Origin of the sequence: Microbacterium hibisci, from assembly GCF_015278255.1 — a bacterium.
Lineage (GTDB): Bacteria > Actinomycetota > Actinomycetes > Actinomycetales > Microbacteriaceae > Microbacterium > Microbacterium hibisci.
In genome coordinates this window covers 376,147-388,513 of sequence record NZ_JADIJC010000002.1, presented here as the reverse complement: position 1 = coordinate 388,513, position 12,367 = coordinate 376,147, and the positions used below count along the sequence as shown (strand labels likewise).

Sequence of the window (12,367 nt, the reverse complement as noted above, 5' to 3'; positions counted from 1 at the left end):
GCGGCTTCGGCTGTCACGACACGCGGGATGCCGTGCGCGATCCCGCGTGTTGCGCCAGGTGAAGGCCGATGCCGCGCCTCGTCCGATCGGACGACCGACTCGGGCCGATCGACCGATTGCCGGGCGCGGGCCCGGGGTTCAGGATCGGAGTCGTGAACGCCACCGAGCCCACCCCCGGCCCAGCCCCGGCGCCGGATTCCCCGCGCGAGGCACCGAACCAGACCCCGGCGCCGCGCTCGCCGGCGCCGGTGACCCCACGCCAGGCCCCGGACCAGACCCCTGCGCCGCGCTCGGCGGCGCGGATCCCGCCGCGCTGGTTCATCCGGACGGCGTGGGTCGTGCACCGTGCGCTGTACCGGGTGACCGGCGGACGCGTCGGGCTGCGGCATCCGTCGTCCGCCGTCTACGGGATGATGCGCCTGCACACGGTCGGGCGGCGCTCCGGCAGCCCGCGCGTCGCGATCGTCGCGTATCTCGAAGACGGGGAGAACCTCGTGACGCTCGCGATGAACGGCTGGGGCGACCCGCCGCCGGCGTGGTGGCTGAACCTGCAGGCGCAACCCGCGGCGTCCGTCGACCTCCCCGACGGCTCGCGCGAGGTGATCGCCCGCGAGGCGAAGGGGCGCGAGCGCGAGCGGCTGTGGGCGGCCTGGCGCACCCTCGAGGGCGGCGCGGATCTCGACGCCCACGCCGCGCTGCGCACGCGCGAGACGCCGGTCGTCGTGCTGGCCCCGGCGCGGTAGGCGCCATGTCCGGCGGGTCGGACCCCTCGGGGGAGAGTGGGACCCGACCCGCCGGCGCCGGCGACGGTCACCCGTCGTCGGTCAGTATCGTCACCACGCCGCGCGAGCGCTTGACGTTGGCAGCGCTGGTCGGCTGCAACGCGATGACGAAGGATTCGTTCCTCTCGGAGACGGCGTCGCCGATCACCGTGAAGGTGATCGTCGCCGTGGTCTGACCCGGCGCAAAGGTCACCAGGCCGGAGGCGGCGCCGATGACGTCCCTGCCCGGGCCCGCGGCCGTGCCGATCACCGCGGTGTCGCCGGTGGCGGCCGGCTGCGCGATCCAGGCGAGCGAAAGCGAACCCTCGCCGGAGGAGCGCGTGACGGTCATCGTGACGGTCTTGGTCGTGCCGGCCGCCCCCTCGGTCACGGCGACGTCGTTCATCGAGACGGTCTGCAGGGGCGGCGCCGAGCTGATGTAGAGGTCGTCGTCGGTCTTCAGCCGGTACTCGTCGACCGAGGCGACGACACCCGTACCGAGTCCGAACACGCCCTGCCGGCCGTCACCGAGCGGCGAGTTGTACGCGAACGACGCGAGCACCTGACCGTTGAGGGTCACGGTCACCACCGTGGCCTTCAGGACGACGTTGAGCGTGTGATCGGCGCCGGCCGCGATCGCCCGGCTGATCACCAGGTCGTTGGTGCGCACACCGCGCACGACGTGGCCGATGATCACACGCTGGCCGGCGACATCGATGGCAACGAACTTGTGATCGGATGCCGAGTACCAGTCGAACACGAAACCCGTGACGCCGATCGCGCGCAGACGGGCCTCGAGCTCGACGTAGCTCGAAGCATCGAACTGCTTCACGGTCGTCTCGCCGGGCGGGACGACCCCGACCAGCGCGATCGCGCGGCCGGAGGCATCCGCCGTCCCCTGATACCGGCCGTCGGCCGTCCGCGCCCACGAGCCGACCTGCGCAGAGGTCTCGGTCTGCGGGGTGATGTCGAAGTGCTCGATGCGGTCGACGGTGATGGCCGGGGCGATGACCGTGAGCGCGATGTTGTCGAACAGTCCGCGCGCCTGGTCGGAGCCGAAGCCGACGAGCCCCTTGTTGAGGGCGACCTGGTCGCCGCCCAGGATCCGCGGCGCGAACGTGTACGACAGGGCATTCTTGCCGTTGATCGTGACGGTCACGATGAGGCCGTTGATGACGACGTTGAGGTCGTAGAACGTGCCGGCCTTCACACCACCGGGCACCGTGCCCTGGGCGAGAGGCGCCCAGCCCCAGGCGGCACGCTGCCCGATGACGACCTTGTTGGTGGACTGGTCGATCCCGGCGAACTTGAAGTCCATCGGACCGAAGTAGTCGAACACGACGAACGCATTGGCCTTCCACCCGGCCGTCGGCTTGTCCATCGAGATCTTCGCCGACAGCTCGAAGTAGATGCTCTTGTAGGCGTCGGCGTACCACACGGCCACGGCGTCGCCGCTGCTGTCGGCGGCGGTCACCTTGAGCAGACCCTGCTGGACGGTGAAGACGCCGGAGTCTGTCGCGAAGCCCTGCATCGTGTTGTCGTTGAAGTCCGCGCCGCGCAGGGTGTCGCGCCGTCCGCCCGGGATGTTGCCCGCCTGCGGGTCGGTCGGACCGCCCGTCTGCGTCTGCCACTGCCCGTGGTCGTGCTGCGTGATGAGCCCGAGCTCGCCGTAAGGCTCGCCGTTGCGGATGCGTTCGGTGCCCTCGTCGCTCCAGCGGGTCAGGTCGACGCCCTGGCTGCGGCTGAGTGCGTAGAGGAACTGGGGCAGCTGCGGCTCGACCTGGCGGCTCACCGTCGCGATGCCGAACGGCGAGAACGGCACGATGTAGCTGTTGAACTCGCCTACCCAGTCGATGAGGCGGTCGCCGCCGGTGTTGCCGATGAGGATGTCGAGACCGGCACCGCCGAACGCGCGGTCCTGGAAGCTCGAGTTGACGCCGTCCGGGGTGTCGTTCAGCCACGTGTCACCGGTCTGCGTGCAGGTGCCGTTCGGCTGCGAGGTGACACAGCCGGAGTGGAGGTCGTCGTCGGCGTTGTGCAGGTCGTTGCCCCAGCCGCCCCACAGCGTGTCCTGCCCGGTTCCGCCGACGAGCCAGTCGTTGCCGAGGTCGCCGAAGACGACGTCGTTGCCGTCGGAGCGCTGCGTGGTCGTGGTCTGCGTGCAGTTGCCCTGGTTGTCGACGGCGATGCAGGCCGTGACGTGGTTGCCGAACAGGTCCTCGTTGTTGAGGAAGAACTGGTTCGGGAACTGCGCGATGGGCGCGCTGCCCGTGCACGTGTGGCCGCTCGGCGAGTACGAGGTGCAGCCCCACACCTGACCCGCCGCGCCGAAGCGGATCGCGCGGCGCGGGTCGTACTCGTTGTAGAGGTAGAACTCGCCCAGCCGCAACTCGTTGTGGTTGTTGGCGTGCCACGGGTTGGTGTCGGCCCCGAAGTGCAGCACGTCGCCGGGGTTCCACGGGTGGGCGAAGTCGATGTACTCCAGGCCGATCGGGTCGCCATCGGCGTCGAAGTGCTGCGCGTAGCCGCTCGTGCCGCCGACCCCGATGGCCTCGGCGCCGCTGATCGCGTCGTCTCCGGCGCCGCCGTGGATCCAGTCGCCGCCCCAGCCGCCGAAGATGATGTCGTCGGAGTTGTTGGCGTCGAAGGTGGGCTGGTTCGCCACGTGGTTCTGGCTCTGGTTCGTGTCGGGACCCAGGTTGTAGACCGTGAGGTCGACGGACTTCACCAGCTCGCCTGCGACGTTGATCGTGGCGGTCTGGACCTGGCCCGGCGTGTAGATGAACTCGCCCAGCACATCGCCCTGACTCGTCTTGGTGTCGGGGTCGACCGTCCGCAGGCGGAGGACGCCGTACAGCGGCTCGGCGTACTCGACGCACACTGCGGTCGAGGCGACAGAGCAACCCTGGTTGCGGCTGGTGAAGATGCGGCCGTCGTCGCCGAGGATGCCGTCGGAGCCCGTGCCGCCCGAGATCCAGTCGTTGCCCCAGCCACCGATGAGGTCGTCGTTCTGCGCGTCGCCGTAGATCGCATCGTGGTCGGCGCCGCCGTAGACCGTGTCGTCACCGGTCTCGCCGTGGACCTCGTCGCGGCCGCCGATCTGCGCGGGCATCGGCTGGCCCTGGCCGTTCGACCACGGCGCCTTCCAGGCGCCGGTCGCCGTGTCGAGCACGAGCGAGCACGTGGGCTGGGTCGGCGAGCCGTTGCAGTCGGAGCCGACGCCGAGGCCGAAGTTCTCGGGCTTGTAGTCCGGGCCGCCGACGGTGTAGTCGAGCAGGTGGACGCCACGGACGATGAGGCGCTGCGGGCCGGTGTTCAGGTCGTACTGGAACTTCACGTAGTTGCCGGGCGCCTGGGCCGCGGTGGTCTGCCCGATGCCGATGCCGGCGATGCCGTCCTGCCGGTTGACCCCGACGATGCGGATGATGCGGCCGTTGTCGCCGACGATCGTGTCGGCGTCGCGCGCATCCATGTCGGCGGCCACGGTGCTGTCGGCGAGCGACCCGCCCGTGACCGGCGTGCTCGCGATCGCGCCGCCACCCGTCGTCTGCTCGTTGATGCCGATCCGCGAGCCGGCCCCGCCGAACAGGATGTCGGCGCCGCGATCGTGGCCCGGCTGGTAGTTGAGAGCCGGGTTCGGCAGCCCGTCGGGGCGCAGGTCGGGGGTCACGAGGCTGAAGAAGTCGCTCGAGCCGCCGACGATGTCGTCCTGGCCGAGGCCGCCGAAGATCACGTCGTTGCCGGCGTTGCCCTCGAGATAGTCCTCGCCGTCGGTGGTCGCCTCGAACGAGGGCACCACGACGAGCACGCCGGTGTAGTCGCACACCATCGCTCCCGCCGGACCCACGCAGCCGAGCGGCGTGCGGCTGGCGCCGACGTGCCACGCGACGCGGGCGTCGTCGATCATGCGGCGGTGCGCGTCGTCGATGCCGCCGTCGCCCTGCATCACGTCGTCGCCGAGGCCGCCGAACAGCATGTCGTGCGCCTGCCCGCCGGCGAGGTAGTCGTTGCCCCACGTGCCGGCCCACTTGTCGCCCTTGTCGGACGCGAGGTCGTGATACAGGTTCTTCACGTCGTACTCGGCCCACCACGGTGCGCCGTCGGGGTCGCGGTAGGCACGCGGCGTGCCGTCGACGAGCAGGACGCCCGAGTTGTTCTCGGTGGGCACCGGGTGAAGCCCGTTGCAGAGGGTGGCGGCATCGGTGATGTCGCTGCGGCTGTACAGGAGCGTGCCGCACAGCGTCTGGAACCGCAGGCTCGTCCAGTCGCCGACGGTGCGCAGGAGGTCGACCGCGTCGCCGAACACGAGGTCGTCGGCTTCGTCGCCGTCGGCCATGTCGTCCCCTGCGCCGCCGACGACGACGTCCTGGCCGAGCCCTCCGAACACCGTGTCGTCGTCGCCCTTGTCGAGGCGGACGCTGCGGATCCGCAGTACCGACGCCAGCGTCGTCGTCTGGATCTTCTGCAGGCGCGGATCGGGCTGGTTGGGGTCGGCGACATCCTGGTCGACCGCGCCGTGGTCGCCGAAGATGATGTCGGCGTAGGCGTACTCGGGTGCACCGCCGGCGTTGACCACGAAGCTGCCGAGGCCGAGGCCCGGCGCCCCCTCACCGTGGATCAGATCGCGGCCGGGCACCTGCAGGTCGTCGACGATGCCGGTGACTCCGCCCGGAGCCGGGATGATCGTGGTGCCGTTGGAGATGACGCCGGCGCCGGTCACCGACGGCCGCGGACTGGTGTTCACCGTGGCGATCTGCAGCGCACGCGTGAGCACGTCGACGTTGATGCCGGAGTCGCCGTAGATGTGGTCGACTCCGCGCTGACCCCGGATCTCATCGTCGCCCGAGCCGCCTGCGAGGTGGTCGCCCGCCTGGCTGCCGATGACGAGATCGTCGCCGAGGCCGCCGTAGATCGTCAGCCCCACGGTCGGCAGAAGGTTCTGCGGCAGTTCGGCGAACAGGCCGGAGGCATCGATGATGTCGTTGCCCGCGTAGTCGTAGGGGTTCGCAAGGCCGAACACCCACTCGTCGTCCTCGTTCTCGGCGTCCGGGATGTGGGTGAAGGGGTCGAACGGCTTCGGCCCGAACTCCATGCCGAGGGTGTCGCCGGGGTTGCCCGAATACCAGACGCCGTCCTGCGAGGTGTCGCCGTAGACGACGAGCGGCGATCCCGGGCCGGCGGTGCGTGTCTCGTCGCAGCGCACCGGGTCGTTCTCGATACCGTCGGCATCCTTGGCGATCTTGAACAGCAGCGCGTCGGCGGCGCGGTTGCACACCGTGATGAGATCGCCGCCGATGAGCAGGCCGCCGCTGCGCGAGGCGTCGAAACCGGTGACGGTCAGGAGCACCGAGTGCCAGATCGCGATGCCCGCGGCGTTGAGGTGCGCGCTCGGCGCGAACGCCGTGTTCGCGAGGGTGAGGGTGCGCCCGTCGTCGCTGATGGCGGAGATCGTGAACGGGCCTGCGAACCCGCTGATGCGCACCTGCATGCCGGCACGGAAACCGTCGGCCTTCCAGCTGCCCGAGGACCGCACGAGGCTCGATGTGTGCACCTCGACGGAAGTGGCGGTCTCGATCTTGAGCGGGGCGACGACGCTCACATCGGTGTTCGCGGTGCCGGTCGGCAGCACCGTCCCCGCCGGCGCGCCGGTCGGGACGAGCGGCGCACTCAGGATCATGATCGCGCTCTTCCCGCAGCCGGGGTACGGGTCGGTGATGCCGAGCGCCAGGCAGTCGGCGTCCTCGAAGCCGAGGATCATCCGGGTGAAGGTCTCGCCCGCGAGCTGGACGTGCTGGAAGGCGTGGAGGTACGGGTCCCCGGCGAAGTAGCCGCTGCCGGCGAACCGGCCATTGAACGTCCAGCTGCCGCCGTCCAGCCGGGTCAGGCGGAGGCCGCCGCCTGCCACCGCGGATCGCGTCATGCTGAACACGGTCTGGATCGCCGAGTTGCCGCCGCCGTGGATGGTGGTGAGACCGCCGTGCGGACCCGGGACGAAGAGGTTCTGCGGCGCGAGCGCCCGGCTCGGGAGCACGTCGCCGCGGTCGAGGGTCAGGGTTCGGCCGTCGGCAGAGATGCCGATGAGGCGCCACTGCCCGTCGATGCCGGCGATGCGCACCAGCTGGCCGGCGACGAACCCGTCGGCGACGAAGCTGCCCGAGGTCCGGGTGACGCTGCCGCCCGCCGCGCCGCCCGCGATCGTGACCGGCACGGTGACGGTGACCGGCACGTCGGATGCCGTGACCATCGCGACCGGTGTGGACGCCAGGACGTCGTCGACGAACGCGAGGTACATCACGGTGTTGTCGGTCGTGTCGCCCGGGTCGTCGTCGCCGAAGCCCTTGACGAGGTAGCGGGTGACGTGGCCGCCCTGGCTGACGGTGATCGTCTGGCCGACCAGGAAGCCCTGCGCCTTGAAGTCGAACGGCACGGAACGCGAGAGACGGTGGGTCGTTCCGCTCGGGATGCCGATCCCCCCGCCCTGCGCCGTCACGATGACCGCGCCGACCGCCTTGACCGGAACGTCGGGCTGGAGCGTGCCCTGCACGTCGAGCCGGTCGTTGCCAGAGCCGAGGAACAGGTTGATGACCTCGATCGAGGACTTGCCGGCATCCGTCGAGTAGTTCGTCCCATCGAAGGAGACCGAGCCGAAGCTGATGCCGCCGGGGAAGATCTGCGGCTCGCCGAAGGTCTCGCCCTGAGCGCCGCCGTACGAGGCGCCGAAGTCGAGGTCCCTGGCCATGCCCAGCCCACGGAGCGTCGTCGAGGTCATGACACCCCAGTTGTTCGCCACACTGGAGTCGCCGTAGATGTTGAGGACGTCGATCTGCTTGGACTCGGGGGCCTGCGCGGCGATGGCGAACAGCGGACCATCCTGCTCGCCCGGCAGCTTCAGCCCGAGCTCGAGCGAGCGGTCGGCGCCGGTCACGCCGCCCTCGACCGCGAGCGGACCGCGCAGCCGCGTCAAGAGGTGCTGGGACGCCGGGAAGGTCTTGACGCCCTGGCGGATGAGCGGCTGGTAGTAGCCGGCATCGCCCTGCAGCTCGACGCGCTGGTCGGTCATCCAGTTCGACGTCGTGAAGACGGCCTGCGCGGCGATCCGCGTCACGGTGACCGGGCCGACGAGACTGCCGAACGAATCACCCCAGAGCGACAGGCCGAACTCGAGCTGCTCGTCGCGAGCCGCGTTCGTGCCGCGGATGTTCTGGATCTTTCCGATCGCGCAGTGTCCGAAGCCGTCGCACACCTTGACCCACTGGCCCTCCAGGAACCCGTCGGCGAGCCAGCCGCCGCCGGCGCGGGTGATCCGCCAGCGCAGCACGCTGTCGTCACCGGCGACCTGGGTCGGCGAGGCGGCGAGCGCGCCGCTCCACTTGCCGCGGTAGGTCAGCGCGTTGATCGTGGTGCCGCCCACGGGCACGGCACCGCAGGCGAGGGCCGGGGTGACCGTGAACGACCCCGCCGTCACCGAGCCGGCGTTGACGGTGTAGACGCCGGTGCACGCGCCGAAGGTGAGGCGCATGCCGGCGACGATGCCGTCGTCGATGAAGCTGCCGGTGTCGCTGCCGTTGGCACGGCTGACGGTGTTGCCGGCGAAGGTGAGGAAGCCGAGGAAGAGGCGCGACGGGATGTCGCCGCCGATCTCGACGTAGTCCAGCGGCGTGACAGCCACTCCCCCGATCTTCACCACGTCGACGAGGCCGTCCGGCGTGATCGCGACGTTGACGTCGGCGGTGGGAGAAGTGGTGAGCCGGATGAGGTACTCGTCGTTCGCGCCGCCCTGCACCACCACGCTGTCGGTGCCGGTCGGGATCGTGACCACCTGGGCGGACTCGTCGTCGTACACCAGCACGTCGGTGCGCTGGGTGCCGCTGCGCAGGTTCGGGAACCGGTACGCGTTCGTCGCGTTCGCCTGGCCCCACGTGATGACCGCCGTCGTCGGGTCGCCGGCGTCCGGGTTGGGCCGGGCGATGAGCGTGAGCCGCACCGCGACGTTCCAGTTCGAGTGGTCGAAGGTCAGCTCGTAGTGCGTGCCGCCGTCGGGGTCGGTGAACTTGGTCCAGCGTGTGCCGAGCAGCGCCTCGGCCGCGTCGTCGTCGATCTGCAGGAGCCTCTGACTGTCGGCATCCATCGTGATCTTCACGGTGATGACGAGTCCGCACGCGGGGTTGTCCTTCGGGCACGGGTCCTTGGCGAGCTGCACGAGCACGTCGTCGGTCCGGCGCGTCGTGTTCGTGTCGCCTTCGATCACGACGCCGCGGTCGTCGAGGACGTTCGTCCCCGGCTCGACGTGGGTGACGTAGACGCCCGGGGTGTCGTCGTCGTAGACGCGGACGTTGACCTGGCGTACGGCGGTGCCGTGGAAGAGCGGGTTGTCGCTGATCACCGAGTGCTGTACGACGACGGTGCGATCGCCCTCGGAGCGCTCGTCGTCGTAGGCGCGGACGTACACGCGCTGCGGCGAGTTCCAGTTCGTCCCGTCGAATGTGAGGACGACCGCACGGCCGGCCTCGTCGACGATCTGCCCGTTGCGGATGTAGTGGCGCTGGAAGTCGGCCTCGCTGTTGCACTGGTCGCCGTACACCGGCCCGCTGTCGACGCACAGCCAGATCGTGTCGGCAGCTCCGTCGGTCAGGCCGAAGCCGGTCGGGTTGTCGAACGTGTCACGCGCCTCCTCGTCTGGGGATGCCGCGGCCGAGACCGACACGTAGACATGCTTGTTGACGCCGTTGAGGGTGGGATCCCGGCTGAGGGTGACCTCGTAGTAGGCGGTCTGCCCGATCGGGCCGGCCGCAGCCTCCCGCACGCTCGTGGACGTGCCGACCTCACGGATCACGACGAGGCCCGAGGCACCGGTGGCGAGGTTGTACGGCACGCCGTCGACGACGATGCCGTCGTAGCGCGGGTCGTTCGAGCGCACGATGTGGTCGACGGCGCCCGACAGGCCTTCCAGCTCGCGGGTCACGATGTCGCTCGTGACATCGCCGGCCACCGAGATCTGGTCACTGCCGAGCCCTCCGATGACCCGGTACGCGACTCCGTAGGCCGTCGAGAGCACGAAGAACTGGTCGTCGCCCTCGAGGCCATCGACCTCGAGGACCTCGATCGTCGTGTACCTGACGTTCAGGCCGGCGCCGTAGATCGCCTTGTCGGTGATCGCGAAGTCGTCGGCGAACTCGGTGCCGAGGACCACCAGCTTGTCGAAGCCGGTGCCGCCGTCGACGTTCACGGGCGCGTTGACGTTGTACTGCACCTCGTCCTCGCCGCCGCCGGCGCGGATATCGAGCGGCCGGTTCGTCGAGAACCCGAGGCCGATGACCGGGACGGCGACGCCGTTCTGGTCGAGCGGGATGACGTCGTCCTGCCACATCGTGTGATCCAGGTCGACGTTGGAGCCGTCGTGGTGGTTGTAGGTGACGTGGGCGTCGGCGTTGTTGCACGTGCCGTCGCCGTTGTTGTCGAAGCGGAGGTAGCCGGTGCCGGTGCAGCTCGGCGTCGGCAGGCCCGTGACGGGGTGGAGCGCGCTGCCGTTGACCTGCGGGAACACTCCCCCGGCCGGGCGGAAGTCGACGTCGGCGAGATCGCAGTCCGCGTCGTTGTCGGCGCTGAGGTCGCAGACGGCGGCGATCGCGAAGGCCCGGACGATGAACAGGTCGTTGTCGTCGTCGCCGTTGAGCTGGATCTCGGCCTGGTTCGAGTACACGACGAACCGGTCGTTCCCGGTGCCGCCCGTCGCCAGCAGCGGTGCATGGGCGCCCGGGCTCAGCCAGCCGCGCGTCGTCGGCACGAGCACGGGGAACGTGTCGGCCGGGAGCAGCGCGCCGCCTTCGGGCGCGGCCTGCCCGTCGCGCTGCGTGCCGAAGATCTGGCCGATCTGGAACGCGTCGTTGCCGGCGCCGCCGTCGAGCGTCATGGTCGCCTGCGTGTCGTCGACGTAGAAGGCGTCGTTGCCGCCCATGCCGAAGACCGTGATGCGGCCGTTGAGCGCCCGGTCGTAGTTGATCCGCTGGACGGACGCGCTCGGCTCGTTGCCGGCCGTGCGATCGCGGTACAGCCCGATGCCCCCGTCGGCGTTGCCGTTGCCGGCGAGCAGGGCGATGAAGGCGGGGTGATCAGCGGCCTCGGTGGGCGACGCGCATGTCGCAGGAACGCCCGCGTTGAGCGCGAACGGCGACTCGTTGTCGATGCAGGTGAGGGCCCGCAGCAGCCAGATGTCGTCGGTGGCCCCGTTCGCGCCGTTGTAGCCCGGCGCGGCGTTGTCGTAGCCGTAGACGTCGAGTTCGTCGACGCCCTGGTTCGCCAGCCCCGTGTCGAGCACATTGATGACGTAGTTGCGGATGCTGCCGTGGCTGCCGCTGGTGTAGATCGAGTAGTGGTCGGTCTCGCCCTGGCCGTCGAGGTTGAGCGTGTGACCGGCGCCGGTCCCGGACTGCAGGCCGGTCGGGCTCGTCACCACGTTCATCGACTGCAGGTACCAGACGGTGATCTCGTCCTCGCCGTCGAACGTGTTCGAGGCAGCTGTCGCATTGCCATGGATCGTGGTCTTGGCGCCGAGGTAGATGTAACCCTGGCTGCCCCACGTCGTCTTCGTGCCGGGCTGGCTGATGTCGAGGCCGGAGCGGTCGCCGAGCTGGACGACGTCGACCTCGCCGTTGCCCCAGGCGTGAGTCTGCCGACCCGCCACGGGGTTCGCGGTCGACGGGCTGCAGACGCCCATGGGCTCGTCGCCGGGTCCGCCGGCGGCGACGCTGCAGTCGGCGACGACGCGCCCGCGGAGGATCATCGAGGTGCCGTACTCGCTCAGCGGTGCGCCCTCGAGGCCGAAGCTCGCACCGATTGCCTGGAAGAAATCGCCGCGGATGTCGATGGACAGGTTCGCGAGGATCTGGCTGTTCTGGTGGAGCGTGACATCGTCGCCGACACGGAGCTCGACGCTTCCGGTCTCGGCGAAGACGGTGCCGTTCGGGATGGTGCGCGGAGCGTCGGCATCGCTGTTCGGACCACGGGTGTTCGACTCGGCGAAGCGGGCGGTGCCGCTGTGGATGAGGTACAGGTCCTCGTCGAGGTCGGCCGTCTCGCGGACCGTCAGGCGCACGTTGCCGGTGAGCGAGTGCGCGAGCACGAGCCGCAGGGAGGAGTCGGTCTCGGTGTAGTGGATGCCGCCGGTGGCCTCGAGTCCGACATCGTCGCCGGCTGCGGCGAGGGCGGGATCGGATGCCCCGGTGACGGGGTTGTCGGCGCAGTTGACGTAGGTGCAGCCGAACGGGGGCGCGCGGCCCGAGTCCACCATGACGTCCTTCGACACGAGGCCGATCGACCCCCCGTTGGCATCCATGTCGACCGAGTCGCCGCGGACGTTGTCCTGCTGGTCGTCGACCTTCGCGTTCAGGATGCTGCCGGCGGTTGTTCGCAGACCCACGTTCCCGGTCGCAAGGGATGAGCTGCCGCCGGTGAAGATCTCCCAGATCGGCATGTCGCCGGTCAGCTCGTCGAGGAAGACGCCCTCGGTCGATCCCCCGCCCAGCGCCGCCGCCGTGTCGTAGGCCTTGAGCACGCCACCCGAGACGCCGCTCGGCTGATTCACCGCCGTGTTGATCTCGAGCCAGTTG

At 69.8% G+C, this 12,367-nt stretch carries 2 protein-coding genes (1 of these 2 cut by a window edge); one reads left to right on the top strand and one right to left on the bottom strand.

Annotation, left to right across the window (positions count from 1 at the left end):
- Positions 1-248 precede the first annotated feature (248 nt).
- A complete protein-coding gene (locus IM770_RS05805; RefSeq protein ID WP_203580186.1) occupies positions 249-743 on the top strand; it encodes a nitroreductase/quinone reductase family protein in 495 nt (164 codons plus the stop codon).
- Positions 744-810: 67 nt separating this feature from the next.
- On the opposite strand, the gene IM770_RS05800 is transcribed toward IM770_RS05805, so the two are convergent.
- Positions 811-12,367, bottom strand: the 3' end of a protein-coding gene (locus tag IM770_RS05800) for a hypothetical protein (protein WP_203580185.1). 19,712 nt of this gene lie beyond the right edge of the window; the window shows 11,557 of its 31,269 coding nt (coding positions 19,713-31,269); the start codon falls outside the window, past its right edge; its stop codon occupies positions 811-813.